The 25,615-nt window shown below is 59.2% G+C and carries 24 protein-coding genes and 1 pseudogene; 7 read left to right on the top strand and 18 right to left on the bottom strand.

The features are described from left to right. The first annotated feature begins 280 nt into the window (after nt 1-280). Nucleotides 281-826, top strand: a complete 546-nt coding sequence (locus ACEPLT_RS02825) for a YfaZ family outer membrane protein (protein WP_008501313.1) — start codon at nt 281-283, stop codon at nt 824-826. After that, nucleotides 826-1,146, top strand: coding sequence for a hypothetical protein (locus ACEPLT_RS02820; protein ID WP_008501314.1), 321 nt, complete (start codon nt 826-828; stop codon nt 1,144-1,146). Before ACEPLT_RS02825 ends, ACEPLT_RS02820 begins: the two co-directional genes overlap by 1 nt. Nucleotides 1,147-1,191: 45 nt before the next feature. Here the strand turns inward: ACEPLT_RS02820 and ACEPLT_RS02815 are convergent, their stop codons facing one another. Beyond that, nucleotides 1,192-2,562, bottom strand: a complete 1,371-nt coding sequence (locus ACEPLT_RS02815; protein ID WP_232928520.1) for an NAD-dependent succinate-semialdehyde dehydrogenase — start codon at nt 2,560-2,562, stop codon at nt 1,192-1,194. 165 nt (nt 2,563-2,727) lie between these two features. After that, a complete protein-coding gene (locus tag ACEPLT_RS02810; protein ID WP_447088327.1) occupies nt 2,728-3,687 on the bottom strand; it encodes a hypothetical protein in 960 nt (319 codons plus the stop codon). 171 nt (nt 3,688-3,858) lie between these two features. Here ACEPLT_RS02810 and ACEPLT_RS02805 point away from each other — a divergent pair, with 171 nt between their 5' ends. Further along, complete coding sequence (locus ACEPLT_RS02805) at nt 3,859-5,130, top strand: DUF445 domain-containing protein (protein WP_126348752.1); 1,272 nt, start codon at nt 3,859-3,861, stop codon at nt 5,128-5,130. On the opposite strand, the gene ACEPLT_RS02800 is transcribed toward ACEPLT_RS02805, so the two are convergent. From ACEPLT_RS02800 to ACEPLT_RS02770, 7 genes and pseudogenes are all read right to left on the bottom strand, one after another. Beyond that, nucleotides 5,127-6,203, bottom strand: a complete 1,077-nt coding sequence (locus tag ACEPLT_RS02800) for a DUF2955 domain-containing protein (RefSeq protein WP_232928525.1) — start codon at nt 6,201-6,203, stop codon at nt 5,127-5,129. The two genes, ACEPLT_RS02805 and ACEPLT_RS02800, sit on opposite strands and share 4 nt — an antisense overlap. After that, entirely contained in the window at nt 6,193-7,260 is a 1,068-nt protein-coding gene (locus tag ACEPLT_RS02795; protein WP_025912094.1) for an HlyD family secretion protein, read from the bottom strand. Before ACEPLT_RS02795 ends, ACEPLT_RS02800 begins: the two co-directional genes overlap by 11 nt. After that, nucleotides 7,257-7,727: a MarR family winged helix-turn-helix transcriptional regulator gene (locus ACEPLT_RS02790; protein ID WP_021240623.1), complete on the bottom strand. Its 471-nt coding sequence runs from the start codon at nt 7,725-7,727 to the stop codon at nt 7,257-7,259. Before ACEPLT_RS02790 ends, ACEPLT_RS02795 begins: the two co-directional genes overlap by 4 nt. Nucleotides 7,728-7,873: 146 nt before the next feature. Beyond that, complete coding sequence (locus tag ACEPLT_RS02785; RefSeq protein ID WP_232928527.1) at nt 7,874-8,569, bottom strand: ArsR/SmtB family transcription factor; 696 nt, start codon at nt 8,567-8,569, stop codon at nt 7,874-7,876. After that, nucleotides 8,562-8,678, bottom strand: a pseudogene (locus ACEPLT_RS02780) (amino acid-binding protein); the annotation flags it as partial. The pseudogene ACEPLT_RS02780 and the gene ACEPLT_RS02785, both read right to left, overlap by 8 nt. Beyond that, nucleotides 8,657-8,986: an antibiotic biosynthesis monooxygenase family protein gene (locus ACEPLT_RS02775; RefSeq protein WP_008501327.1), complete on the bottom strand. Its 330-nt coding sequence runs from the start codon at nt 8,984-8,986 to the stop codon at nt 8,657-8,659. The gene ACEPLT_RS02775 and the pseudogene ACEPLT_RS02780, both read right to left, overlap by 22 nt. A 151-nt stretch (nt 8,987-9,137) precedes the next feature. Beyond that, complete coding sequence (locus tag ACEPLT_RS02770) at nt 9,138-10,553, bottom strand: aldehyde dehydrogenase family protein (protein ID WP_232928529.1); 1,416 nt, start codon at nt 10,551-10,553, stop codon at nt 9,138-9,140. A gap of 100 nt (nt 10,554-10,653) precedes the next feature. Here ACEPLT_RS02770 and ACEPLT_RS02765 point away from each other — a divergent pair, with 100 nt between their 5' ends. Next, nucleotides 10,654-11,556: a LysR family transcriptional regulator gene (locus tag ACEPLT_RS02765; RefSeq protein WP_447088326.1), complete on the top strand. Its 903-nt coding sequence runs from the start codon at nt 10,654-10,656 to the stop codon at nt 11,554-11,556. On the opposite strand, the gene ACEPLT_RS02760 is transcribed toward ACEPLT_RS02765, so the two are convergent. Then, nucleotides 11,543-12,022, bottom strand: a complete 480-nt coding sequence (locus tag ACEPLT_RS02760) for a carboxymuconolactone decarboxylase family protein (RefSeq protein ID WP_014882392.1) — start codon at nt 12,020-12,022, stop codon at nt 11,543-11,545. The two genes, ACEPLT_RS02765 and ACEPLT_RS02760, sit on opposite strands and share 14 nt — an antisense overlap. Before the next feature lie 101 nt (nt 12,023-12,123). On the opposite strand from ACEPLT_RS02760, the gene pdxR reads away from it, so the two are divergent. Beyond that, on the top strand, nt 12,124-13,512 hold the full coding sequence (pdxR, locus tag ACEPLT_RS02755) for a MocR-like pyridoxine biosynthesis transcription factor PdxR (protein WP_032675880.1): 1,389 nt from the start codon (nt 12,124-12,126) through the stop codon (nt 13,510-13,512). Nucleotides 13,513-13,598: 86 nt separating this feature from the next. Here pdxR and ACEPLT_RS02750 read toward each other — a convergent pair whose 3' ends face one another. After that, the gene (locus ACEPLT_RS02750; protein ID WP_032675878.1) at nt 13,599-13,760 is read right to left on the bottom strand and encodes a DUF1127 domain-containing protein; all 162 of its coding nucleotides are present in this window, start codon (nt 13,758-13,760) and stop codon (nt 13,599-13,601) included. Between the two features lie 176 nt (nt 13,761-13,936). Between ACEPLT_RS02750 and ACEPLT_RS02745 the strand changes: the two genes are divergently transcribed. Further along, nucleotides 13,937-15,352, top strand: coding sequence for an aminotransferase-like domain-containing protein (locus tag ACEPLT_RS02745; protein ID WP_232928531.1), 1,416 nt, complete (start codon nt 13,937-13,939; stop codon nt 15,350-15,352). A 90-nt stretch (nt 15,353-15,442) separates the two neighbouring features. On the opposite strand, the gene ACEPLT_RS02740 is transcribed toward ACEPLT_RS02745, so the two are convergent. Together ACEPLT_RS02740 and ACEPLT_RS02735 are read right to left on the bottom strand one after the other, a co-directional pair. Next, nucleotides 15,443-16,564, bottom strand: a complete 1,122-nt coding sequence (locus ACEPLT_RS02740; RefSeq protein ID WP_008501341.1) for a ribosomal protein uL16 3-hydroxylase — start codon at nt 16,562-16,564, stop codon at nt 15,443-15,445. Between the two features lie 136 nt (nt 16,565-16,700). Further along, nucleotides 16,701-17,303: an ATP-dependent Clp protease proteolytic subunit gene (locus tag ACEPLT_RS02735; protein WP_008501342.1), complete on the bottom strand. Its 603-nt coding sequence runs from the start codon at nt 17,301-17,303 to the stop codon at nt 16,701-16,703. A 283-nt stretch (nt 17,304-17,586) separates the two neighbouring features. Between ACEPLT_RS02735 and ACEPLT_RS02730 the strand changes: the two genes are divergently transcribed. After that, nucleotides 17,587-18,204, top strand: a complete 618-nt coding sequence (locus ACEPLT_RS02730; RefSeq protein ID WP_048028672.1) for a response regulator transcription factor — start codon at nt 17,587-17,589, stop codon at nt 18,202-18,204. Between the two features lie 3 nt (nt 18,205-18,207). On the opposite strand, the gene ACEPLT_RS02725 is transcribed toward ACEPLT_RS02730, so the two are convergent. From ACEPLT_RS02725 to ACEPLT_RS02705, 5 genes are all read right to left on the bottom strand, one after another. After that, on the bottom strand, nt 18,208-23,790 hold the full coding sequence (locus ACEPLT_RS02725; protein WP_447088325.1) for a trifunctional serine/threonine-protein kinase/ATP-binding protein/sensor histidine kinase: 5,583 nt from the start codon (nt 23,788-23,790) through the stop codon (nt 18,208-18,210). Between the two features lie 9 nt (nt 23,791-23,799). Then, complete coding sequence (locus tag ACEPLT_RS02720) at nt 23,800-24,180, bottom strand: response regulator transcription factor (RefSeq protein WP_008501346.1); 381 nt, start codon at nt 24,178-24,180, stop codon at nt 23,800-23,802. 20 nt (nt 24,181-24,200) lie between these two features. Then, the gene (locus tag ACEPLT_RS02715; RefSeq protein ID WP_024909507.1) at nt 24,201-24,464 is read right to left on the bottom strand and encodes a XapX domain-containing protein; all 264 of its coding nucleotides are present in this window, start codon (nt 24,462-24,464) and stop codon (nt 24,201-24,203) included. After that, complete coding sequence (locus tag ACEPLT_RS02710; protein ID WP_232928540.1) at nt 24,461-24,682, bottom strand: DUF1427 family protein; 222 nt, start codon at nt 24,680-24,682, stop codon at nt 24,461-24,463. The genes ACEPLT_RS02715 and ACEPLT_RS02710 overlap by 4 nt, the downstream gene beginning before the upstream one ends. 61 nt (nt 24,683-24,743) lie before the next feature. Beyond that, nucleotides 24,744-25,430: a hydrolase gene (locus ACEPLT_RS02705; protein ID WP_008501349.1), complete on the bottom strand. Its 687-nt coding sequence runs from the start codon at nt 25,428-25,430 to the stop codon at nt 24,744-24,746. Between the last annotated feature and the right edge of the window lie 185 nt (nt 25,431-25,615).

Raw genomic sequence — 25,615 nt, 5'->3', positions numbered from 1 at the left:
GTGTGACATCTGAAATACTTCTGGAAATTATTAGAAACCCAATTAATTCACCTCTAATCACTATCCCTTCCTCGTTCAGTTTATGTTTAGTCAAAAAATTAAACGGTGCCTAAACGTCCGAACATCACGCGTTGACACCTCGACAATCAAACATCGATGCAACATTTCAAATAAAAAAGTTAACAATATCAGCATAAAACAGCGACCTTCATCACATTTGCAGTCATAAACATCGCTTGTTAAGGTGCCCCCAGATGAATTTAATGACGAGGCATAAAACATGAAAAAACTGAATATCCTTCTTCTTTCTGCTCTGACCGCCCTCTCGGGTTCCGCTCTGGCAATGGGCGGCAGCATTGAGCAGGGTAAAAACTTTACCAACCTTAACCTCGAGATGGGGAAATCCTCATCCGGCCTGTATGCCGAAAGCAACTGGCTTAAAAACACCGATGACGGTACCCAGACCGGCGGCGTGGGCGCAGGCTACAACCTGGAAGTGGGCCCAGTGATGCTGAATGCGGGTGCCAAAGCCATTTACATCGGCCCGAAGAAAGGCGATAACGGCGTGGCGTTCCCGATCGGCGGCGGTGTGAACGTTGCCCTGACCGACAGCATCCACGTGTACGGTGAAGGCTACGTGGCGCCAGAAGGGCTGAACAACAGCGTGAAAAACTACGTGGAAGCCAACGGCGGCGTAAGCTGGACGCCGATTACGCCAGTGACCCTGAAAGTGGGCTACCGCCACGTGAGCGTTGATGGCAAGGACGGCCGCCCTGGCCACACGCTGATTGACGGCGCATATGTAGGCGGTGGAGTCACCTTCTGATGAAACACCGCATGACCGCGCTTTGCGTTCTGAGCCTCACGCTGATGCTCACCGGCTGCGTCCAGTACAAATGGGTGAAACCGGGCGTCAGCGATGCGGAAATGAATAAAAAGCTCACGGAATGCGAAGCGCAGGCGCTGATCGATCTTCCCCCGGATAACGTGGTGACCGGTTCGAGCTCGGAAAAAACGGACAAATCGAAAAAGAAAAAGGATATTTCCACGAGCTACACGGTTGAAGACGCGAATGAATATCGCCGGGATACGCTGGTTGACAGCTGCATGTTCAAAAGCGGCTGGGACAAGATCGAAGTGCAATAACTCCATAAAAAAACCTGCCGGTTGGCAGGTTTTTTTTATGGCCTCTTACTGACGCACCACCACCAGCTTCTGGTTCACAAACTCTTTGATCCCCAGATCCGACAGCTCGCGTCCGTAACCGGAGCGCTTCACGCCGCCGAACGGCAGCTCTGGCGCGGTATCGGTGAGCCAGTTGATATACACCATCCCGGTCTCAATCCGCGACGCCATCTTCTTCGCACGCTCGATATTCTGGCTGAATACCGCCCCACCCAGGCCGTAGTGGGAGTCGTTCGCCAGCGCGACCGCCTCGTCGTCGTTTTTCACCACGTACATCTGCGCCACCGGGCCGAAGAACTCTTCAAAGTACGCCGGGTTGTCGCGCGAGATGTTCGTCAGGATCGTCGGTTCAAAAAAGCTCCCGTCGCGCTGCACCGGCTTGCCGCCATAGTGCAGCGTCGCGCCGTTTTTCACCGCCTCGTTGACCTGTTTGGTCAGCGTTTCCAGAGCATCTTTCGACGACAGCGGCCCCAGCGTGGTGCTTTCGTCGAGCGGATCGCCAATCTTCACCTGCTTAAATGCCTCGGTGAATTTGCTCAGGAAGGCGTCGGCAATCTTTTCATGCAGGATAAAGCGCTTCGCCGCGGTACAGACCTGCCCGGCGTTGTTGAGCCGCGCATTCACGCCAATCCTGACGGCTTTGTCCAGGTCCGCATCGTCCAGCACCACGAACACGTCGTTACCGCCCAGTTCAAGGGTGGATTTCTTGATGTGCTTCGCCGCCTGCGCGGCCACCACGCTGCCGGCTTTTTCGGAGCCGGTCAGCGCTGCACCCTGCACGCGATCGTCAGCAATGATGTTCGCCACCTGCTCGGACGAGATAAACAGGTTGGTCCATGCGCCTTCCGGCGCCCCCGCCTCGCGCACCAGGTGCGCAAAGGTCTCGGCGCAGTGCGGCACGATGCTGGCATGCTTGGCGATAACGGGGTTACCCGCCGCCAGGTTTGGCGCCAGAACGCGCATCAGCTGGTAATACGGGAAGTTCCACGGCTCAACGGCCATCAGCACGCCGATGGGGTGATGTTCCACCCACGCTTCCCCGAGTTCGGATTGATACTTCACCGGGGCCAGGAACTGCTTCGCGTTGTCGGCGTAGTAGCGGGCGATCTGCGCGCACAGCTTCACTTCGCCACGGCTCTGTTCGATGAGCTTACCCATCTCCTGACTGGCAATTTTCGCCAGCTCCTCGGTGCGCTCGTCGATCAGATCGGCAAGCTTATGCAGCACCGGCAGGCGCTGATTGATGTCGCCTTTCGCCCAGTCCGAATGGTAAAGCGCATCGGCCGCCTTCAGCGCCGCTTCGATATCCGCGTCGGTATGTGAGGGGTATTCTTTGATGAGCTGGTTAGTGGCAGGATTTACTGTCTGATAAGCCATGTCGAATCTCCTTGTTTTACCGCTTAGGGTATTAAGGGTAGTCAACATGACTGGCTGTGGACGTAAAGTTGGGTATATCCGGAGATTTCTGAAAGACATTACGACCCTGCCATCCACAGACAGGGGTCAGTATCGTATCTTTGCTTCATATTCCTTCAACACTTCTTACTTTGCCCATGTAGGAATAGTTTGTTCTGACACGTTTTTCACAGTGTAGCCATCATTCCCCTGATTGCCTTTAATACATTTTATTTCATCAAAACCCCATTTACCATTACGGTCAGAAAAATAAACTGTATATTTCTCAGTATCAAAACCAAAATATTTCTCATTTGGATGCTTGAAAGTTTTACTGCCGCAAGAGAAATTATCCCTCCACTCAACATCAGTAGAATAATTCAACACATAATAGGCAACAACGTCAAGACTGCCAGTGACAAACGTCATAAGTAAAGTCAGTAACATCAAAGCCCCCAAAATATTGAAAAGTGTATATCCTTGAAATTTATCTGCAGTCGTAACAAATATCACATAGGTTACTAACTGCAAAATAAAAGAGAATAACACGAAGAATGCAGTAAGCTTCCATAAGAACTCAACCCAAGGGCTAGAAGATAAATCCAGATTGCTGATTTGAAAAAAAAGACTTGCTGAGAAGGCGCTTGATAACGCATAGCATAATGATATAAAAGAAAATAATACCAGCCTTATTTTTTTGATACTCTTGTATCCGTTTATTTCCAGGATAAAAATTGTAAGAATACTACTTATCGCAATTAGAACGACGAAAATCATAAGGAGCACTTTCGCCATATAAATAAACTTTATATTAATTAAAAACGGAATTAATATAAAAGAACACCATGCAATAAGAGATGTCCATCCTGCTACCTTACTAATCCATAGTTCATTTTCAAAGCGTGTAAAAAGATTAACAATCTCGCTACTTCTTTCTTTTCTTACATATATTACGATGATAAGCGCAGCAAATAATACATAAGATATGTATATACTTGCAGGGCTTTTTATTTTTATAAGAATGAGGCAAACCACATAGAAAAACAACAAAAAGAGATCGACAGATTTACTTTTCACTCCATTGATGATGCGAATCTTTAAAGTCATTTAATTTCACTCTATGAATAAGACAATCGATTTAATCTTCAAAAAATCTATTGCTACATTATGACAAAATGCAAGCAGTTTTTTTCACATAAGTATAAAAGCGAAATGACTATTTCGTTTATTACACAACATATTTTGCACTTTCCCCCCGCTTCCCTCTATCCTTAACCCATGGAAAAAATAGCTGAACTCAAACGCGCCAAGCTGCTGGCGCTGTCGCTGCTGCTGGTTGCCGCCGCGGCCTTTATCACCACCCTGTTCCTGCCGCAGACCTTCTGGGTGCGCGGCGTCAAGGCCATTGCCGAGGCGGCAATGGTCGGCGCGCTGGCGGACTGGTTTGCGGTGGTCGCGCTGTTCCGCCGGGTGCCGATTCCCTTTATCTCCCGCCATACGGCGATCATCCCGCGCAATAAGGACCGGATCGGCGACAATCTCGGCCAGTTCGTGCAGGAGAAGTTTCTGGATACCCAGTCGCTGGTGGCGTTGATCCGCCGCTATGAGCCCGCACAGATGATTGGCGCCTGGTTCAGCAAGCCCGACAACGCCCAGCGCGTCGGGCTGCATCTGATGCAGGTGATGAGCGGTTTTCTCGAACTCACCGACGACGGGCGCATTCAGCGCCTGCTCAAACGCGCGGTGCATAAGGCCATCGACAAGGTCGACTTCACCGAAACCAGCGCCGTGATGCTGGAGAGCATGACCAAAAACAACCGCCACCAGGTGCTGCTGGACGCCATCATCAACCGTCTGATTACCCTGATTCAGCGGGAAAGCACGCGGGACTTTATTGCCGACCAGATTGTCCACTGGCTGAAGACCGAGCACCCGCGCAAGGCGATGGTGCTGCCTACCGAGTGGCTGGGCGATCAGAGTGCGGAGATGGTATCGAACGCGGTTAACACGCTGCTGGACGATATCAGCCACGACCGCACGCACCAGATCCGCCAGGCGTTTGACCGCGCCACGCTGAAGCTTATCGACAACCTGAAAAACGATCCGGAGATGGCGGCAAAAGCCGACAACATTAAGCACTACCTGAAAAACGACGAGGCGTTTAACCGCTATCTGGGGGAGATGTGGGCAGACCTGCGCCAGTGGCTGAAGGCGGATATGCAGAGTGAGGACTCGCGCGTGAAGCAGCGCATCGCCAACGCCGGGCTGTGGTTTGGCGAAACGCTGTCTAACGACGCCAGCCTGCGGGCGTCGCTGAACGAGCATCTGGAGCAGGCCGCGCATCGCGTGGCGCCGGATTTCGCGGCGTTTCTGACCCGCCACATCAGCGACACGGTCAAAAGCTGGGACGCCAAAGACATGTCCCGCCAGATTGAACTGAACATTGGCAAGGATCTGCAGTTTATCCGCGTCAACGGCACCCTTGTGGGCGGGACGATTGGCCTGATCCTGTTTTTACTCTCGCAGCTGCCTGCCGTGCTGGGACATTAATCTACTTTGGGCGGCGCGATGACGTAGCGCGTCGCCTCGAAGCGGTTGAGGATCAGGTGCATCAGAAAGACCATCGTCAGCGTCGCCACCAGCGAAAAGGTGACGGAGGTGATGCGGTACAGATCGCTGAACACCAGGTCGGTGTCCGGGTGCATGTTCTGCCCGAACATTATCCCGATGGTGGTGATGCTGGAGAAGCCTACGCCCGCCCCGACCTTCTCCATCACGTGGAGTCGCGCGCCAAACGCCAGCCCAAGGCCGATCAGCGGCATCATCAACAGCATATGACTGCTGTGATCGTAGAGGATCAGCTGCACCACCAGAATATAGAGGCAGCCCAGCACCACGCCGACCACGCGCCAGATGGAGCTCATCACCGCGCCGCGATAGTGCATCGGGAACAGGATCAGAATCCCTGCCATCAGCGCCGAAAGCGAATCGCTTAAGTCGCTAATCTGAAACACGACGAATATCAGCGTCGCGACGGTGCCGGAGAGCAGCGACTCGTGGCGCACGCGGGCGTCGTCTTTCTCGATCAGCGGCGGCGGCTTGCGGGGCTCCACGTCCGGCAGGAGATAGTTCATCAGCGCGCTCAGGCACACCGCCATCACGCTGGCTTCGATGTTCGAGAACAAAAGCGTGTGCCAGTTGGTGGTGGGGTAGCTCATAAAGTTGAGCATCACGCTCTGGCACACCACGCCCATCGAACCGAACAGAAACAGCGGGCCTTTACTCATAAAGCGAAAGCGCATCACGTACAGGGCAAAGACCACCAGCGTCATGATGACCGGCCATTGCGACAGATAGCCGATGATAATCACCATTTCGACGCAGTTGAGCGATGCGCTGAAGATAAACTGCTTCGCCACGTGGCGGTTAAACACCGGCACCAGCGAGAGCAGCATGATCGGATAGACCACGAAAAAGACGCCGTAGCTGGTGTTGTAGAAACTGGAGATGCTGAGCGCAATCATCCCGGCAAAGACGATGCGCAGGGTCTGGCGAAAGTCGTTTGCCGTGTAGACGATGTTACCGTGCGGGGTAAATACTCGCGCCAGGGTGCTAATAGACATAGTGAAGCAGGCTCACCAGGTGGATTTGCATCCCGGAGAAGAAGCGCGCAAACGGCCCTTCGCTGTTGTAAAGCTGCACGGTCGCGCGGGCGCCGGTCGGCAGATGCTTCGGCAGCGGCTCGTCCAGCGAGACGTGAATGCGCATGCGCTGGGCATCGCGCACCCAGCGGTTAGAGGTTTCCGGCTCGGAGAGCTGGCCATTAACGGCCTCCTGACCTGCCAGGATCCCCGCGTCGCTGCTGGTGACGTGGGCGCGGAAAACGTGTCCCGGGAAGGCGTCAAACACCACGGCCGCATCGGTGCCCTGATGGGTATGGCGCAGGCTCTTCTCACGGAAATCGGCCACGATATCGGTCTGGTTGTTTACCAGCGCCAGCGCGGCCGAACCGGAGGAAGCGTAGAAGCCCGGGCTCAGCTGCAGGTTACTGACCGTGCCGTCCGCCTGGGCGTAGACCTTCGTCCAGCCGAGGTTCAGCTCAGCGTCATCCAGCGCGTTGCGGTATTTTTGCAGCGTCACGTTGCGGTGTTCTTCGCGCTCACCACGCTGGATGCGCAGGTTGCGGATGTTGGCCTGAATCGTGCTGACGGACTGCTCGCTGCTCTGCCAGGTGGTGCGAACCTTATCCAGATCCGCCTGCGAGACGTTCTGCAGGGTGCTCAGCTTCTGGTAGCGATCAAAGGTCACTTTGTCGTTACGCGCGGTCAGCACGGCGGTTTTCAGGCTGGCCTGCGCGGCAGCGATCTGCGCATCCAGCTGTTCGTTAGACAGGCGAGCCTGCTCGAGCGCGATTTGCGCCGCTTCCACCTTATTGCGAAACGGCGTGTCGTCGAGTTCAAACAGCAGATCGCCTTTCTTCACCTGGCTGTTGTTATGGACATGTACCGCCGCCACGTAGCCGGAGACGCGCGGAGACACCGGCGTCACCACGCGCATCACGGTGGAGTCCGGCGTCAGCGGGATCCAGATATCCGCGACGATAAAGTAGACAAACATCAGCAGGAAAGAGGCAATACTCACCCTTACCCAGCGGGCAAACTTTTGTTCAGGGGTCATTATTTTTCGGTCTTGTTATCTTCTTCGCGGATTGTCCGCAAATTGCAGGCGATTTGATTCAACGTGGCGCTGAAAATGTCGAGATGTTCCGGCGCGATGTTTTGCGATACGCGCGCCTGATACGTCTCAATCACCTGAGTGAGCCTTTGTAATATGGCTTTTCCCTCAGGCGTCAGCGTCAGAAGCCGGATGCGCTTGTCATAAGGCGATGTGGTGCGCAGCAGGTAACCCTGTTTTTCCAGCTGTGTCAGGGTGCGCATCAGCGGCGGCAGTTCAATGCCCTGCACCTCCGCCAGCTCACTCATTGAGACGTTATCCCCGAGCTGATGAAGCTGCATCATCACCGTCCAGCTCGACTGGGTTAACCCGGTATCGAGAATGGCGTCGTCGATGACGGCACGCCACTGGCGCACGATCATCGCCATCCGCATGCCCATCGGCCTGCGGCAGAACAGTTCTTCTTCACTCATGGGGAAACCTCTCGTCACACGCGGTCAAGATAATAGTTATCAGGGTAAGTATCAAGAAACGAGAAGTTAAAGCGCAGGAATTGCGAAAGGTGTTACTGGAGGCGATGTACGCGTAGGCCCGGTAAGCGCAGCGCCACCGGGCATTTTTAGCGGCTAAAAAGTCTTTTTACAGCGGCCTTCCCCGACGCCGTCACCACCACCTCCCGATACCCCGCCACCCGCTGGATCCAGCCTTTACTTTCCAGATGGTCGAGCAACAACGCACCGGCTTCTCCGCCCAGGTGAAACCGTCGCTCGCTCCAGTCCAGGCAGGCGCAGCAGGCCTTCCGGCGCGGATGCGCGCTTAACGGAATACCGAGCGCCGGGAACTGCTCCCGGCCATAGAGGGTCAATGCGGAACCGTCAGCCTCCAGCCAGCCTTCCGCCTGCATGAAATCATAGATCTGCACCGCCACGGCGCCTGCGAGATGGTCGTAGCAGGTCCGGGCTTCACGCATGGCTTTCGGCGCGGTGGTTTCCGGCGGGGTAATGCGGCTCCACGAAAGCCCCATCATCTGTTCCACCAGCGCCGCCACGTCGTGCCCGGCAAGACGATAATAGCGATGCCGCCCTTGCGACAGGCAGGTTATTAGCTGCCCTTCAACCAGCCGGGCAAGATGCCCGCTGGCGGTCGACGGCGCGACATCTGCCGCCGCGCTCAGTTCAGTGGCCGTCCACGCCCGCCCGTCCATTAGCGCACAGAGCATCTTCACGCGCGACGGATCGGCCATGGCAGCCGCCACCGCGGCAATCGCCTTTTCCAGCATCGCGCTGTTATCGGAGGGTAAACTCGTCTTAAGCATGGGCCGCCCAGGGTTCGGTGATCTCTGCGGCCAGCTTATCATCATCCGTCAGCAGAATAAGGTGATTCGCATGGTCGCTGTACTGAGTCAGGATAGACACGCCGCGTGCCCTCCGGTTTCGGAACTGTATTCCCGCACCAGCTGCGCCACCCGAATACGGTAGAAAGAAAAAATCGACGCCCGCCCTTCGGCCTGCGCCGCCTGATGAAAGACGTTCTGCTTCCAGCGGCGGACGGCCTCTTCATCCCGCCACCAGGAAAGAGAGAGGATTTTGCCGTCGGTCGTCAGGCTCTGGAACCGTTCGATATCAATAAAGCCGTCGATGTCCGCCAGCAGCGGCTTAAGCTCTGCGGCAAGCTGAAGATAGCGCGCCTGATGGGCAGGCGCGGCTTTGGCTTCGAAAAGGACTGCGATCATGGTTTTCTCTCCGTTGTGATGTTGGGGAGAGAATGCAGGAGGGAAAAGCACAATGCTTCGGCAAGGAGCGAAGCGTTGTGCCGGATGGCGCTGCGCTTATCCGGCCTACGGCTCATGTAGGCCCGGTAAGCGCAGCGCCACCGGGCGGGTTTTAGCCCACCATCGACCTCGGCTCCATAAACGCCCGAATTCCCCACTCGCCCATCTCGCGCCCCACGCCGGAGTGTTTGAAGCCACCAAATGGCGCTTTCGGTTCATGAGCCAGGGTGTTCACCAGCACGCGACCGGAAACAATCTGCTGTGCCACGCGTCGCGCGCGGTCCACATCGCAGCCCAGCACCATCGCGCTCAGGCCGTACTCGGTATCGTTGGCAATGGCGATCGCCTCCGCCTCGTCCTGATAAGGGATTACGCACAGCACCGGGCCGAAAATCTCGTCGCGGGCAACCGTCATCTGGTTGTTCACGTCGGCAAACAGCGTCGGACGCACGAACCAGCCGTCCCGCGTGCCTTCCGGTCGCCCTTCGCCGCCCGCCAGCAGGCGCGCCCCTTCTGCGATTCCTTTGCGGATATAGCCCTGCACCCGCAGCCACTGCTTTTCGCTGACCATCGGGCCGACGTCTGTCGTGCTGTTGCGCGGGTCGCCGGATTTCACCGCCGTCACGGCCTGCGCCAGCGCGGTTTCGATCTCCGCCTTGCGCGAGTGAGGCACCAGAATGCGCGTCCCGGCCACGCACGCCTGCCCGCTGTTCATAAACCCGGCCTGGATCACCAGCGGGATCGCCTGCTCGAGATCCACATCATCCAGCAGGATCGTCGGCGATTTACCGCCCAACTCCAGCGTGACGCGCTTAAAGCTTTCCGCCGCGTTGCGCAGGATCGCCTTGCCGGTATTCGTGGAACCGGTGAACGAGATTTTCGCGACGTCCGGATGGCGGCTGAGGGTTTCGCCTACCGTCTCGCCGCGTCCGGTGACGATGTTAAACACGCCCGGCGGCAGCGCGGCGTCGCGCAGCGCTTCGGTGACAATCTGCGTTTGCAGGGCGCTCATTTCGCTCGGCTTGATGACCGCCGTGCAGCCCGCCGCCAGCGCGGCCGCCAGTTTGCCGCAGATAAACCCTGCATCGCTGTTCCACGGCGTAATCAGCCCGGCCACGCCGAGCGGCGTCATCTGCACCGTTGCGGCACCTGCGGAGGTGACAAACTCAAACGCCTCAAGCGCCTCGATGGCCTGAGCAATCACCTCTGCCGGATAGCTTGCCATCCACGCCGAGCGCGAGGCGGGCGCGCCGTACTCTTCAATGACCGCTTCCAGCAGATCGTCGTGACGGGCGGCCACGGCGGCGTGCATGCGCTTCAGCGCGGCGATGCGTTCCTGCTTTGTGGTCCGGGACCACGCCGGAAACGCCGCTTTCGCCGCCGCAACGGCGCGCGCTGCGTCAACCTCATCCGCCAGACGAACCTGACCCATAACCTGCGCCGTCGCCGGGTTGTACAAATCAAACCACTCGGTACCGTGCGGGGTAACAAATTCGCCGTTAATAAAGATCTGTTCGATGGTGTGCATATAAACCTCCTCAGGCTGTGTGAGACCAGTCTGTCACGGCTTCTCCGTTGCGATAATCCACGCTATGCTGCAAGGGTTGTTTCGATTTTCAGGATAATCTATGCATCGTTCAGGTCTGACAGAGCTGGAAGTGGTGATGGCGGTGGTGCGGCGCGGCAGCTTTCGCGGTGCGGCGCAGGAGCTGGGGATGTCCGCCACGGCGGTCAGCAACGCCATCGCCGGGCTGGAGAGCCGCCTTCAGACGCGACTTTTCAACCGCACCACTCGCAGCGTGGCGCTCACCGACGCCGGGCAGCGCTACGTGGCGCGTATCGGCCCGGCGCTACAGGAGATCCGTCTCGCCGGGGAAGAGATCCACAGCGACACCGGGGAACCCGCCGGAACGCTGCGCCTCAACGTGCCGAACCATATCGGCACGCTGTTTCTGGACCAGCTGCTGATCGACTTCATGATCCGCTACCCTAAAATGCGCGTGGAAACGGTGAGCGAAGCGAGGATGATCGACATCGTCGCCGAAGGCTATGACGCGGGGATCCGCCTCGAAGAGTCCGTTCCGCAGGACATGATCGCCGTGCCGCTGACCGGTGAGATCCGCCAGCTCGTCACCGCCACGCCGGACTATTTCGCCCTTCACGGCATACCCGAGACGCCGGACGATCTGCTTTCACATCAGGGGATCGGCATGCGTATGGCCCACGGCGGGATCTACCGCTGGGAGCTGGCCCGTCGGGGTGAAACGTACGCGCTTGCCGTGCCGCCGCGCTTTGCGACGTCCGATCTTTTTGCCTCGATCCGCGCCGTAAAAGCGGGGTTAGGGGTGGGATTTTTACCGGAACTCTATATTCAGGACGAGCTGAAAAGCGGGGAGCTGGTGAGCGTCTTAAACGACTGGGCGCAGCCGTTTGCCGGGCTGCGCCTGTACTATCCAGGCCATCGCCACGTCCCGCCGGGGTTGCGGGCGCTGGTGGCGATGATCCGCGAGCGCGGGATTATTCCAGGTTAGCCTTATTCAGCCCGTACGCCGCGTCCAGCGAGCCGGGCGCCATGCGGGAGGTGATCCCCAGGCGGTTCCAGGCATTGATCGCCACGATGGCAAAGTTCAGCTCTGAAATCTCCACGTCCGAGAAGTGCTCCGCCACGCTGCGGTAGAGCGCATCGCTCACGCCGTGAACGCCAATCTGGGTTAGCGCTTCGGTGAAGGCCAGCGCCGCTTTTTCGCGGGCGCTAAACAGCGGGGACTCGCGCCAGGCCGCCAGATGGTACAGGCGCAGCTCGCGCTCGCCGGCGATTTTCGCCTCTTTTGAATGCATATCCAGACAGAACGTACAGCCGTTCAGCTGCGACACGCGAATGTCGATCAGGTGCTTCAGCGCCGGATCGATGGAGGTTTTTGCCACCTCCATGCTCAGGGCAGACAGCGCGTTGGCGAGGGCAGGTGTAACTTTATGGTGGTTAACGCGAGTGCTCATGGTCTTTCCTCTTTTTGTGCGGCATGTGTCATGCGATGAGGCAAATCTACGCCGTTCATGACATAGTAAAAAGATACAAAAAGCGTGAAACGAGGTAGGACATGAAGCCGGGCTATCACGAGATTTATTCCCGCTATCGCGACAACATTATGCGCGGCGTGCTGAAGCCGGGCGATAAGGTACCTGCCATCCGCGTGCTGGCGGAAGAGCTGAAGGTGGCGCGTAAAACCGTCGAAACGGCGTATGCCATTCTGACGGGTGAAGGGTATCTGGTGAGCCAGGGGGCGCGCGGCACGCGGGTTAACCCGGACTTACTGTTGCCGGACAAGCATGCCCCGGCGGAGCAGCCCACCGGTACGCTTCCGGCCTCGCTCATCAGCCAGCGCGAGCGGGCGGGGTTTCTGCGCCCAGGCATCCCCGCCCTCGACAGCTTCCCGTATAAAAAGTGGCTGCTGCTGGCGGGCCAGGCGACGCGGGCCATGCGTCAGGAGGAGATGCTCAACCCGCCGGTGCTGGGCTGGTATCCGCTGCGCCAGGCCATCGCCAGCTACCTCAACATCTCGCGCGGCTTGTCCTGCACCGCTGAACAGGTGTTGATCACCAGCGGCTACAGCGGCAGCCTGCGGCTGATCCTCGATACCCTCGCCAGCCGCAGCGACAAGGTGGTGTTTGAGGATCCGGGTTATTTTATGGGCCAGCAGCTGCTGAAGCGGATCGTGCCGCGCCTGCACACGGTGCCGGTCGATCGCTGCGGCATCGACACGGACTACCTGCTCCGCCACCATCGCGACGCCCGTTTTGCCATCGTCACCCCGTCGCACCAGAGTCCGCTGGCGGTCACGCTCTCGCTGCCGCGTAAACAGCAGCTGCTCGACTGGGCCAGCCAGAACGAGGCGTGGATTATCGAAGACGATTACGACGGAGAGTTTCACTATACGCGCAAGGTGCTGCCGTCGCTGAAAAGCCTCGACCAGCGCGATCGGGTGATTTTTATGGGCTCCTTCAGTAAAACCATTATGCCGTCGCTGCGCATGGGCTACGTGGTGATGCCCGCCAGCACCGTCGGGGCCTTTACCGACTGCGCGGACATCACCACCAGCGGCCAGCCGGTGCTGACGCAAAAGATCCTCACCACGTTTCTCAACGAAGGGTATTTTTTTCGTCACCTGAAAAAGATGCGCGCGCTGTATCAGACCCGCCGCGACTGGATGATTGCCGCCCTGCAGGAGGTATATGGCGATCTGTTTTTCACCGAGCAAAACGACGGCGGGATGCATATCGTGGCGTTCCTGACCAAAGGAAGTCGTGACCGGGAAATCGCGCGCTGCTGGCAGGAACAGCAGCTGCAGGTCAATGCGCTCTCGGAGTGGTATCGCGGGTCGGGCAAACGCTACGGGCTGGTGATGGGCTATAACAACGTGCGTTCTTATCAGGAGGCGCTGGATTTGCTGGAAAGGCCGAAGCGGCAGACGCTTGCGCTGTTGCGCTGAAAATCGCCCAGTGGCGCTACGCTTACCGGGCCTACGGGATCGAGTAGGCCGGGTAAGGCGCAGCCGCCACCCGGCGACGATGTGGATCACACATCATATCGCGACAACCCAACGTCCTTGAGCTGCTCGTCGCTCATCTGGCTCAGGATGCGGCGGGTGCGGTTGATGCGATACCAGCTACGCAGCGTTTTTGCGATCCAGACAAACACAATAAACGGACGTTTTGAACGATTCTCGTAGAATTCCATAATGCTCTCCTCACTGTGCCAGTGGGGTTATCATCCTGGAAATCGACCTGCGCAATACAGATGCAAAAACAACTTTTTTTTAACATACAGATCCGCTAAAACGGTATCTGCATGCCGTTTTTTGCGGCAATCTGTACTGGTTTAAAAATCTGTATGGTGAAAATAAAGGATACAGCATGACACGCTATCAACACCTGGCCAACCTTCTGGCAGAACGCATTGAACAAGGGCTGTATCGCAGCGGCGAGCGTCTGCCGTCGGTGCGCGCCCTGAGCCAGGAGCATGGCGTGAGCATCAGCACCATACAGCAGGCCTACCAGATCCTCGAAAACCTTCAGCTGATCACCCCCCAGCCGCGCTCCGGCTATTTTGTCTCGAAACGCAAAGCCCAGCCGCCCGTCCCGGCGATGACGCGCCCGGTGCAGCGCCCGGTGGACGTCACCCAGTGGGATGAGGTGATGATGCTGCTGGACGCCCGCGCCGACAAAGAGATGATCTCCTTTGGTGGCGGTTCGCCGGACATTAACCAGCCGAGCCTGAAGCCCCTGTGGCGCGAGATGAGCCGCCTTGCGCAGCATAACCCAAGCGAGATGCTGAGCTATGACGTGCTCGACGGGCGCCTGGAGCTGCGCGAGCAGATCGCCCGTCTGATGCTGGACGGCGGCTCCACCGTCTCGGCAAGCGACATTGTGATCACCAACGGCTGCCACGGCGCGCTGTCGATCGCCCTGCTGTCGGTATGCAAACCGGGGGATATCGTGGCGGTGGAATCGCCGTCGTTTCACGGCACCATGCAGATGCTGCGCGGGTTTGACATCAAGGCGATTGAAATTCCCACCGACTCTGAAACCGGGATCAGCATCGAAGCGCTAGAGCTGGCAATGGAGCAGTGGCCGATCAAGGCGGTGATCCTGGTGCCCAACTGCAATAACCCGCTCGGGTTTATCATGCCGGAGGCGCGGAAAAAGCAGGTGTTGGCCCTCGCCCAGCGGCACGATATCGTGATTGTCGAGGATGATATTTACGGCGAGCTGGCGGCGGAGTACCCACGCCCGCGCACCATTCATTCCATGGATATCGACGGCCGCGTGATCCTCTGCAGCTCGTTTACCAAAACCGTGGCGCCGGGCCTGCGCGTCGGCTGGATTGTGCCGGGGCGCTACTACGACCGGGTGATGCACATGAAATACGCCGCGGGCGGATTTAACGTGCCGGGCACGCAGATGGCGGTGGCGGCGTTTATCCGCGACGGCCATTACCATCGCCACGTGCGCCGTATGCGCCAGATTTATCAGCAGAATATGGAAACCTACACCTGCTGGGTGCGGCAGTATTTTCCGGCAGAGATTTGCGTCACGCGCCCGCAGGGCAGCTTCCTGCTGTGGGTGGAGCTGCCGGAAAACGTGGATATGGTGTGCGTTAGCAAGCAGCTGTGCCGGCTGAAAATCCAGGCGGCGGCCGGGTCGCTGTTTTCCGCCTCCGGGAAGTACCGCAACTGCCTGCGGATCAACGTGGCGCTGCCGCCAACGGAGAAAAATCGCGAGGCGTTGAGGAAGATGGGTGAAGCGATTGTGATTGCGATGGAGGAGTAGTTTTTGCCGGGTGGCGGCTTCGCCTTACCCGGCCTACGTTCTCGCCGTTGTATGCCTGGTAAGCGCAGCGCCACCGGGCAACAGGCCGCACTACTCGTCGAAGTACCAGTACCCCTGATTAATCAGCCCGGTGAGCTCCTCGACAAACGCCGGGTTTTTCAGCGCATCGCCCAGCTCGGCCTGGCCCAGTTCGGTGTAGCGGCACAGCGCATCCGCCGCCTTCGCGTCAACCGTCTCGAGCTGTTCGCTGTTGATGAAGAAGCTGCCGTTAACGTTCAGCACGCGCAGCCCGCTCAGGCGAGACAGCGTTTCGCCGCCCTGCAGCGCGTCCAGCACCTCTTCCGGCGCGTACGGCGGCTCGGCGGCGGCAATATCCAGCTCGTGACGCGGCGTGGAGACAAAGCTGCCGAACCATTTTGTGAAATCATCAGGCTTGCCGATCATGTCGATCATCATCTGACGAATGCGATCCAGCTCGTACTGCTCCACGCGGCCCGGGTGTTCGCGGCAGGTCAGATCCGGATCGCTGTAGTGCTCGCCGCCCAGATCGTTTTCCAGCGCATAATCGGCGAAGCTGCTGATCAGATCGCGGCCGTTCGGCCCGCGGAAGCCGACGGAGTAGTTAAGCGCCGTTTCATGGGTAAAGCCGTCGTGCGGGAATCCTGGCGGGATGTAGAGGATATCGCCCGGAGCCAGATCTTCGTCAATAATCGGCTCAAACGGATCCACATGCAGCAGCGCCGGATGCGGGCAGAACTGACGCATCGGCAGCTTGTCGCCCACGCGCCAGCGGCGGCTGCCCATCCCCTGAATGATAAACACGTCGTACTGATCGATATGCGGACCCACGCCGCCGCCCGGCACGGAGAAGGAGATCATCAGATCGTCCAGACGCCAGTCCGGCAGAACGCGGAACGGACGCACCAGCTCCGCGGCGGGCATATGCCAGTGGTTCACCGCCTGCGCCAGCAGCGACCAGCCGGTTTCGCCCAGATCGTCGAAGTGCTCAAACGGGCCATTGCTGGCCTGCCATTTACCGTTGAAATGGCTCACCAGACGGCTATCGACCTCCGGCTCCATCGCCAGCCCTGCCAGCTCGTCCGGGGTAATCGGATCGACAAAATTCGGGAAGGCATTTTTCAGCACAACGGGTTGTTTTTGCCAGTATTTCTCAAGAAATTCCGGCCAGTTCAGGTTCAGTTGATACGCCATGGGTAGCACCAGTGAGAGGGGAAACAGGCGCGATTATAGGTAAGAAAGCAGAGGGGGAACTTGTCATGGGTCAAACGAGGGCGTGTAGGTCGGGTAAGGCGTAGCCGCCACCCGACACGTACACGGCGGTAAAAACTTAGTCCAGCTTCAGCTCGTCATAATGGGTGATCAGCTTGCCCACGATGCCGTAGTCCAGCGCTTCCGCCGGGGACATCCAGAAGTTGCGGTCGGTGTCTTTTTTCACTTTTTCCAGCGGCTGGCCGGTAGCGTCAGCGATCAGCTTGTTCACGCGATCCAGCATGCGGATGATCTCGCGCGCTTCGATCTCAATATCCGTCGCCTGGCCGCGCACGCCGCCCAGCGGCTGGTGGATCATAAAGCGGGTATTTGGCAGCGAGTAGCGGTGCTCTTTTTTCGCGGCCAGGAAGATGGTGATCCCGGCGCTCGCCACCCAGCCGGTGCCGATCACGTGCACTTCCGGGCGAATGAATTTGATGAAGTCGTGGATGGTGTCGCCCGCTTCCACATGGCCGCCCTGGCTGTTGATGTACAGCTTAATCGGATCGTTGCTGACGCTTTGCAGCAGGATCATCTGGGTGATCACTTTCTGCGCCAGCTCCTGGTTGATCTCACCGGAGATCACAATCGAACGGGACTCCAGCAGTTTTTGCTGCAGAGCGCCCGCGCCGTTTGACCCTTCCGCTTTATCCTTGTCGCTTTCTTTCAGTGTGTAGTGCATTGTCTTTTCCTCAGCTTGTCGCGCTCAAAACCAGAGTGTAGCCTGTTTTACCGATCAAAGTCCTCACAGACAAATAACGAGGGAGCTTATGCACATTGCCTATGTTGCACGCGTTTCGTTCCTTCACCGCCCCGCCCGGATCGCTATACTTCATATGATTATCATATTGTTAAATGATAATTATATTTAATGTGTTAAGATGAAAGTCAGCATAAACAGTCCCTTACGTCTCTCCTGGGGGCTGTTTGCATCCTCGACATGTAAAACAGCACCGGGGCGGTGAATGGAACACATTGTGTATGTGGTTGATGACGATGACGCAGTCAGACAGTCCGTAATCGGGCTGCTGGAATCCGCAGACTTAAACGCCATCGGCTTTTCATCGGCAGAAGCGTTTCTTCAGCACCGCTTTGAAGAGCTCCCCTCGTGCGTGGTTCTGGATATGCAGATGCCCACCATCTCGGGTTTTGAGGTGGCAGATGCCCTCAAGGACAGCGGGCGTGAAATCCCGATTATCTTTCTCACCGGCCACGGCACCATTCCGATGTCGGTGCGCGCCATAAAAGGCGGCGCTTACGAATTTCTCACCAAGCCCGTCGAATCCACCGCGCTTATCGACGCCATTGAGTCCGCGCTGCAGCTGGCGGAAAACAACGCCGAGCGCAATAAAGAGCACTACGCCCTGAAGCAGCGCCATCTCTCCCTCACGCCGCGCGAACACGAGGTGCTCACGCTGGCGATAAGCGGCATGCTGAACAAGCAAATTGCCGCCGAGCTGGGCGTCAGTGAGATCACGGTGAAAGTGCATCGCCGCCGCGTAATGGAGAAAATGCAGGTGCGCTCCGTGGCAGAGCTGGTCAGGGCCGTTGAGCGCCTGACCAAAAGCCAGCCTGCGGAGTAACGTTTACCCTTCCTGTACCGCCAGCGGCAGCGCAAAGGCAAACACCGTGCCGTAAGGCTCCCGGCGGCGCGCGCTCAGCTTCCCGCAATGGCGCTCAATGATGCTGGCGCTGATGGTCAGCCCCATCCCCATTCCCTGTGGCTTGGTGGAGTAGAACGAGTCAAAAATCTGCTCCAGCCGCTCGGGCTCAATGCCGCTCCCTGTATCGGCGATCTCAACGATCGCTTTCCCGTCCGCGTTGCTGGTGCTGAGGGTGATGGTGCAGGCGCGATCCTTCACCTCGGCCATCGCCTCAACGGCGTTCATCACCAGGTTAAGCAGCACCTGCTGGATCTGCACGCTATCGCCGGTGATAAAGCTGTCCTGCGCCTTCAACAGGTAATCAACGCTAATGTGTCGCTGCTCCAGCTCGCTGCGGGAGAGCGCGATGATATGGTGGATCAGATAGTGTAGATCGATGCGCGAGAAGGTGGGATCCTGCTTGCGCGTCAGGGACTGGATGCTGCGAATGATCTCCCCCGCCCGCGCGCCTTCCGCGGCGATCTCCTCCAGCCCTTCCCGCACTTTATCCAGCCGGGCGGGCTCGCGGTTGAGCCAGCGCAGGCTCGCTCCGGCGTTCGAGACGATCGACATCAGCGGCTGGTTGATCTCATGGGCGATGGAGGAGGTCAGCTGTCCGACGGTGGTGGCCCGGGACACCCGCGCCAGATCCGCCTGCGCCACCCGCATGGCATCCTCCGCGGCGCGCTGGCTGGTGATATCGGTGATGATGCCGTAATACTCGTTCACCTCGCTGCCCACGCCCACCGGATCGCCAATGCCGAGGATGTAGCGCGTTGAGCCGTCGGGACGCTTAACGCGAAACTCCGCGCGCATCGAGAGCCCGTCGCGCACGCTTTGGGTAACAATGGCGCTGATGCGGGCGTAATCGTCCTCATGGACGAAGGTCAAAAACTCCGCCATGGAGATCGTCTTTTGCTGCTCGGGCAGGCCGAGAATGCGGGCGTACTCGTCCGAGACAAACATCAGATCCTGCTCCAGCTCCCAGCGCCAGCTGCCGGTGTGGCTGATCTGCTCGCCCAGCATCAGCGAGGTCTGGCTGGCGCGCAGCTCTTTCTCCACCCGGCGGCGCTGGATGTTCTCCGCCAGCAGCTCGGCGTACAGCCGCGCCGTCTCCAGGGAGACCGCCGCCTGCGCGCCCAGCAGGCTGACCACGCGCGAGTGCTCGGCGGTAAACACTTCCGGCATCAGGCGGTTTTCCAGGTACAGCACGCCCACCAGCCGCGCCTGTTTGAACATCGGGACGCACATCACCGCCGCCCCCGAGGTCACCAGATAGGGGTCCTGACTGAAGGGGTGAAACTCCTCCGGCCTGCCGGTACGGATCTCCTGCCCGGTGCGGATCACCGCCGCGAGCACCGACAGCGGCAGGTCGGTCGCCGTCGGCACGTCTTTCAGGATCCGCACCCGCACGCCGTCGGTGCTGGTCCAGGCGCTGGCCTCGATCTCCGGAATGAGGCTATCGCTCACGTGAAGCAGCAGGCCGCGCTGCGCCCCGGCGCGTTCGAGGAGGATCGTCATCAGGTTTTCGATTAAGCGCTCAAGGTTGATCTCTTCCGACAGCGCGCGGGAGGCTTTGATGACGCTCTGCAGATCGCGGATGGTCTCGTTCTGGGCGAACGCTACCGTGTCATAGGCGCTCGCCTGCCCGGAGGCCAGCAGGTGCGGGAAATCCTGCTCCAGCTGGCGCACTTTGGCCTGCGCGCCCGCCCGACCCCAGGCGGCAATGGCGCCACGGAAGTGTGCGTCCGAGGCGGTTGGATAGCCGCAGGCCAGCGCAAAGCGGCCCGCCAGCTCGTGGGCCAGGGCGTTAATCGGATTAAACCCGCCCTCGCGGGAGAGCCGGACCGCCTTCTCGTACTGCTCAAGCGCGATGCTGTTCATCCCGTCCAGACGCACGATTTCGGCGTAGATCAGCGCCTCTTTATCCGCGAACGTGCCGGGATTAATGCGCGCCCAGAGGGCGATTTTGTCGTAGTGGGCGTGAATGCTGCGGCGGTGGTTCGCCGAGAAGGTCTCCGGCGTCAGCTGACGCGAAAGCGCCAGCGCGCTGTAGAGATGGTAATCCAGCAGATGGATGTGCCCCGGCGCGGACCACGCGTACCACCCCGCCATCTCCAGATCCGCCTGCGCGTCGGCGTACTCGCCGCAGGTAAAGTGCGCCATGCCGCGATAGAGCCAGTACCAGAACAGCATGGTGGAGGTCTGCTCCGGGGCCTGCTCCGGCGACGCGGGAAGCAGCGCCTCGGGCAAGACCTGCGACGCGGTCCAGGTGCCGATGACCGGCGTGCGCAGGAACTCAACGTAGCCGCGCTGCACCATCAAAATGCTTTCCACGTCCTGGAAGTGGGTTTTACGCACGAACGCCAGGCCGCGATCGATGCTGGTCAGCACCCCGTCCAGGTGATCGCCCCGCGAGAGGAAGTTGATCACCTGGTGGCAGGCCGCAAAGCAGGCCATCGTCATATCCCCGTGGGTGACCGCCGCGCTGAAGCAGGCTTTCGCGCACTCGATGGTGAACGACAAAGGCTGGGTCCAGACGCTGAGCTGGTCGAGCGGCAGCAGGGTCTTGGCTTCAAAGGCATCGTAGCCGTGGCGGGTCACCAGCTCGCGGGCCAGCGTGCCGTACTGAAACCCGAGGCGATACTCGGCGTAGCGGTGACCCATCAGCACGCCAAACCAGGCCATCGCCGTGGTGGAGGCGCCGGTGATGCCGTGATCGAGGGTCAGGTGCATCATGCGGCAGAGCAGTAAAAAGTGCAGGCGCGGGCAGATGAAGCTGGCGCAAATGCTGGCGCTGTAGAGCAGGTTCATCACCGCTTCCGTTTCCGGGTTCTCCATCCGCGAGAGCGGGGCAAAGAGATGTTGCGGCGCGTCATTTGCGCGGTTGCAAAAGCGTTCCCAGGCCTCGTCGCAGTCGGCATCTTCCGGATAGCGGCCAATCTGGATGCCAAACACCCCCAGCCAGCAGAGCGCCGCCTCCAGCGCCAGACGGCTGTCCGACTGGCGAATGTAGACTTCCACCAGCAGGTTGGCCGCCAGCGCTTTTTCGGTCAGCCCGCCGGGGCAGCCGAGGATGGCGTCACACAGCTCGCGGGTCCGCTCCAGGTGCCCCAGCGCAAACTCGCAGCCCGCCTCTTCGATATCGAGCATAAAGTCCGACACCGTCCCGGCGTTGCCCAGCGCTCTGGCGGTCTGGATATAGCTCAGCGCCGAAAGATAATCTCCCGAACGCTTCGCGCGTCGCGCGGCCAGCAGGCTCAGCTCGCGGAACCTCTGGCGCTGCGGGGCGGGCTGGATGCTGTCCAGCGCGGCCGTGACGTGATGTACGGCGCGAAACAGCAGCTCGTTCCCCGCCGCCTGCCGCGCGGCGTCAGCCAGCAGGCTGGCGGTGGTCAGATGAAGATGGCTTTTCTCATGCCGATCCAGCAGCGCAAAGGCGGCCTCCTGCACCCGGTCGTGGGTGAAGGAGTACGCTTTCTCCGTCAGCACGATCAGCTGCGCCATGACCGCCGGATGCAGCGCGTAGCGCATTTCCGCCATCGATATACCAACCACGCGGCAGATCATCTCCATTTCGCCCGTGCCGCCGAGGCAGGCAAGGCTGCCCAGCAGGCGACGCGTCTCGTCGGGCAACTCTTCCAGCTTCTCCAGCACCAGGGTGACGACGTTTTCGGTGTAATGCCGGGCGCGGATCGCCTGCAGATCGTAGTGCCACTTGTCCTGATATTTGTTGTGCACCACCAGCCCATCATCGACGATGCGGCGGAAAAATTCGTGTACAAAGAGCGGGTTGCCCCCGGTCTTTTCATGGATCAGCGTGGCGAGGTCGGTCGTCGCCGTGCTGCGGGTACGAAATACCGTCCCCAGCCAGCGGGACACGGCTTTGACAGAGAGTGCCTGCGGGACAATTTCGCTCGCGTGCTGTGCCGCCTGCGGCAGGCTCGCCAGCTGCTGTTGCAGTGTGGGTTCGGACAACGAACCGATGTCGCGGTGAGCCACAACCACCAGCAGCGGGATCGCGCCGCAGTTCACCAGCAGGTAGTTGAGCGTATGCAGGCTGGCGGCGTCGCTCCACTGGAGATCGTCGAGCACCAGCACCAGCGGGCAGCCCTGCGAGGCAAAGGTTTTCACCAGCACCAGCACCATATGGCTGAAGCGCGCCCGGGCATCAATGGAAAACGTATCCGCCGGGAAGCGCGGCTTGCGCTCAAGCAGCAGGCCCAGCTCGGGCACGAGGCTGACGGCCAGCGCCTCGTGTCCTTCCAGGGCGCGAGAAAGACGGATTTTCCACTTCGCCACCTCGTCTGCTGGCAGGCCCAGCAGGTGCAGCGTCAGGGGGCGGAATGCGGAGCTTAATACGCCGTAGGGTAATGACGGTGAAAACTGATCCACTTTGCCCACCGCCAGCAGCACCGTACGCTGCTGGAGCGTTTTCATCGCCGTCGCAATGATGGAGGATTTGCCGATCCCCGACGGCCCGCCGATGGTCACCAGCTCCGGCACGCGGTTCTCCCCCACCCGCTCAAACGCGGCAATGACGTCATTCGCCTGCGGATGCGTCGCGAACAGCGAGTCCGCCAGAAGAATCGCCGGTGTGCGGTCCTGCTGGCCGGGGGTAAAGGCAACGATCTCGCCCTCACCGGTCAACGTCGCCTGGCAGCGGCGGAGGTCGGCAATCAGCCCGTCAACCGTCTGGTAGCGATTATCGGGGTGCTTCTCCAGCAGCTTCAGGATGATGGTCGACAGCATTCCCGGCACGTCCGGGCGTATCGCGTCCGGGGCCAGCGGCGCCGAGGCAATATGGTAGTGCGCCCAGTTGGTCCGATCGTCCTCCCCCAGTTCAAACGGCAGGCGTCCGGTCAGGAGTTCATACAGCACCACGCCGAGGCTGTAGAGATCGCTGCGGCCATCGACGGGGCGCTGGGTGCGGGAGGTGTGCTCCGGGGACATATACGCCGGCGTGCCGCCTGAAACGGCAAGCCGGGTCTGCGCGAAGGCGCCGGAGAGGCTGCATGAAAGGCCAAAGCTGCCCAGACGGCAGGTGGCATCGTGCTGAACAAAAATATTGCCAGGCTTGATATCACCGTGGATCAGGTTTTGCAGATGCATCTGGCGCAGAGGAACGCAGATCTGGATCGCCAGCTCGATAAAGCGCGCGATCCCCGAGATCGCCCTGCCCGCGCGCCGCGCCAGCAGCTCAAACGAAAACGGGGCGTACACCAGCGCGAAGCGTCCCCGGTACTGGGTGGACGCGACGGCGCGAATGGCCCAGCTGTCCTGCAGCGCGTCACGCAGCGCAAACTCGTTTTTCAGCAGCCGGGTGGCCCGCTCTTCCTCTTCGTCGCTGACCGCGGTGGCGATAATGAACGAGCCGCCGGAATGAGGATGTCGCGCATGCATCCAGGCGATTCCGCCCTCCTGCGCCAGCACGGTAAAAATCACATCCTCTTTAAGGACAAAAACCCGCCCCTGGTGAAAATTTCCCTGGGCGGGCCAGAATGCAGGCTGCTCGTGTTCGTTCATCCGCGATCCTTATTGTCGGCGGGCCAGCTCCCGCTGAATATGATCCAGCAGAATATCGATGTTAATCGGCTTACGCAAAAAAGCAGCGGCGCCCAGACCGAGAGCGTACCGCTGCATATTTTCATCAGCATGACCGGAGATAAAGAGCACGGGCGGAGGCGGTACGGCCAGCAGCCGCAGCTTGTCAAACAGCTCAAGGCCGCTCATGCCCCGGAGCTTGATATCGGTGATCACCAGCGCCGCGCCGGACAGGGCAAGCGGATGGCTCAGAAATACCTCTGCCGAATCAAACGTGTCGGTTGAATAGCCTTCCGACTCCAGGAGATTACTCAACCCGCTGCGGACGGAACGTTCGTCATCAATGATGGCAATGCGCCACGGCAGCGTCATGCTGTTATTCCTCTAACCAGTCATTTAACGTCGCGAGGGTCCTTCGCGGGCGCAGGGGGCGCCGTGCCGCTGATTTTCGGTACGCATTCGTGACGAAACCAGGCGAGGGTGAGCGGTTCGCGACTCAGTAAACGTCGTCCCACCGGGATGAGCTGTTCGCCCACCAGCATGCCGAACAGGCCAAGCAGGGCGACAACCGGCGGTGCCGGGGAATGGACGTCGAGCAGAGCGTAAATTACCCCAGCAACCACGCCGCACACCAGCGAAATTATCCATGCTTTCATGATGACGCTCCCGTCTGCGATGCCGCCTGCGGAACGGTCACCTGAGGAGGTGGGGCGCCGTCGCGGGATAAGAGATGGCGCGTCGCCTGTTCACCCGCCAGCATCCCCAGCAGACCAATCAGCGCCAGCGCGGGCGGCGCGGGGGAGCGCACCTTCAGCACGACATACATCAGGCCAATCAACACGCCTGCCGCAAGGGATATCAGCCCAGTACTCATCGTGAACTCCAGAGAAAGAGGCAGCGGCGAGCCGGATGAGGGACCAGCCCGCCGACGGGACTTAGCGAGCCGGGACCGGCGCTAAAGTGCGGTGCTCGCTCTTCTGGCGAGACGGCGCTTTATGCACCATGGTGTAGGCGTAATCCACGCCCATGCCGTACGCGCCGGAATGCTCGCGCACGATGTCCATCACCGCGGTGTAGGTCTCTTTACGCGCCCAGTCGCGCTGCCACTCCAGCATCACCTGCTGCCAGGTCACCGGGATCACGCCCGCCTGGATCATGCGCTGCATCGCGTAGTCGTGGGCTTCTTTCGAGGTGCCGCCGGACGCATCCGCCACCATATAAATTTCGTAGTCGCCTTCCAGCATCGCGCACAGGGCAAAGCTGTTGTTGCACACTTCGGTCCACAGACCGGCCACCACGACCTTCTTCTTGCCGTTGGCCTTCAGCGCGTCGCGCACCTTCTGGTCGTCCCAGGAGTTCATGGAGGTACGCTCCAGAATGTCCTGACCCGGGAACACGTCCAGCAGCTCAGGATAGGTATTGCCGGAGAAGCTTTCGGTCTCTACGGTGGTGATGATGGTCGGGATGTTGAACACCTTAGCCGCTTTCGCCAGCGCCACGGTGTTGTTTTTCAGCACCTGGCGGTCAATCGACTGCACGCCAAACGCCATCTGAGGCTGGTGATCGATAAAGATGATCTGACAGTTCGCAGGGGTTAACACTTCGAGCTTTGAAGAGGTCATAGCATTTTCCAGTGGTTAAGGGTAGAAATCGCCGCGAGCGCCGCGGCGATAAAGTCACCCTCATCCTGCGGTTTTCCTTCTCCGCGCGTAATTATCTCTTCGTATAGTTAACCTTAGGTATAGTTATACTTTGGTATACCTATCCTATTGTATAACTGGATCTTTGCCGAAACCGGTTCCCATAA

The organism is Enterobacter sp. fkY84-1 (assembly GCF_052974705.1).
The sequence above is the reverse complement of the archived record's forward strand: the minus strand, read 5'-3'. Positions and strand labels throughout refer to the sequence as shown.

Excerpts from the sequence above, each read along its gene's own strand:
- ACEPLT_RS02825 (WP_008501313.1), top strand. The coding sequence starts at position 281 with ATGAAAAAACTGAATATCCTTCTTCTTTCTGCTCTGACCGCCCTCTCG.
- ACEPLT_RS02820 (WP_008501314.1), top strand. The coding sequence starts at position 826 with ATGAAACACCGCATGACCGCGCTTTGCGTTCTGAGCCTCACGCTGATG.
- ACEPLT_RS02815 (WP_232928520.1), bottom strand. The coding sequence starts at position 2,562 with ATGGCTTATCAGACAGTAAATCCTGCCACTAACCAGCTCATCAAAGAA.
- ACEPLT_RS02810 (WP_447088327.1), bottom strand. The coding sequence starts at position 3,687 with ATGACTTTAAAGATTCGCATCATCAATGGAGTGAAAAGTAAATCTGTC.
- ACEPLT_RS02805 (WP_126348752.1), top strand. The coding sequence starts at position 3,859 with ATGGAAAAAATAGCTGAACTCAAACGCGCCAAGCTGCTGGCGCTGTCG.
- ACEPLT_RS02800 (WP_232928525.1), bottom strand. The coding sequence starts at position 6,203 with ATGTCTATTAGCACCCTGGCGCGAGTATTTACCCCGCACGGTAACATC.
- ACEPLT_RS02790 (WP_021240623.1), bottom strand. The coding sequence starts at position 7,727 with ATGAGTGAAGAAGAACTGTTCTGCCGCAGGCCGATGGGCATGCGGATG.
- ACEPLT_RS02785 (WP_232928527.1), bottom strand. The coding sequence starts at position 8,569 with ATGCTTAAGACGAGTTTACCCTCCGATAACAGCGCGATGCTGGAAAAG.
- ACEPLT_RS02775 (WP_008501327.1), bottom strand. The coding sequence starts at position 8,986 with ATGATCGCAGTCCTTTTCGAAGCCAAAGCCGCGCCTGCCCATCAGGCG.
- ACEPLT_RS02770 (WP_232928529.1), bottom strand. The coding sequence starts at position 10,553 with ATGCACACCATCGAACAGATCTTTATTAACGGCGAATTTGTTACCCCG.
- ACEPLT_RS02765 (WP_447088326.1), top strand. The coding sequence starts at position 10,654 with ATGCATCGTTCAGGTCTGACAGAGCTGGAAGTGGTGATGGCGGTGGTG.
- ACEPLT_RS02760 (WP_014882392.1), bottom strand. The coding sequence starts at position 12,022 with ATGAGCACTCGCGTTAACCACCATAAAGTTACACCTGCCCTCGCCAAC.
- pdxR (WP_032675880.1), top strand. The coding sequence starts at position 12,124 with ATGAAGCCGGGCTATCACGAGATTTATTCCCGCTATCGCGACAACATT.
- ACEPLT_RS02750 (WP_032675878.1), bottom strand. The coding sequence starts at position 13,760 with ATGGAATTCTACGAGAATCGTTCAAAACGTCCGTTTATTGTGTTTGTC.
- ACEPLT_RS02745 (WP_232928531.1), top strand. The coding sequence starts at position 13,937 with ATGACACGCTATCAACACCTGGCCAACCTTCTGGCAGAACGCATTGAA.
- ACEPLT_RS02740 (WP_008501341.1), bottom strand. The coding sequence starts at position 16,564 with ATGGCGTATCAACTGAACCTGAACTGGCCGGAATTTCTTGAGAAATAC.
- ACEPLT_RS02735 (WP_008501342.1), bottom strand. The coding sequence starts at position 17,303 with ATGCACTACACACTGAAAGAAAGCGACAAGGATAAAGCGGAAGGGTCA.
- ACEPLT_RS02730 (WP_048028672.1), top strand. The coding sequence starts at position 17,587 with ATGGAACACATTGTGTATGTGGTTGATGACGATGACGCAGTCAGACAG.
- ACEPLT_RS02725 (WP_447088325.1), bottom strand. The coding sequence starts at position 23,790 with ATGAACGAACACGAGCAGCCTGCATTCTGGCCCGCCCAGGGAAATTTT.
- ACEPLT_RS02720 (WP_008501346.1), bottom strand. The coding sequence starts at position 24,180 with ATGACGCTGCCGTGGCGCATTGCCATCATTGATGACGAACGTTCCGTC.
- ACEPLT_RS02715 (WP_024909507.1), bottom strand. The coding sequence starts at position 24,464 with ATGAAAGCATGGATAATTTCGCTGGTGTGCGGCGTGGTTGCTGGGGTA.
- ACEPLT_RS02710 (WP_232928540.1), bottom strand. The coding sequence starts at position 24,682 with ATGAGTACTGGGCTGATATCCCTTGCGGCAGGCGTGTTGATTGGCCTG.
- ACEPLT_RS02705 (WP_008501349.1), bottom strand. The coding sequence starts at position 25,430 with ATGACCTCTTCAAAGCTCGAAGTGTTAACCCCTGCGAACTGTCAGATC.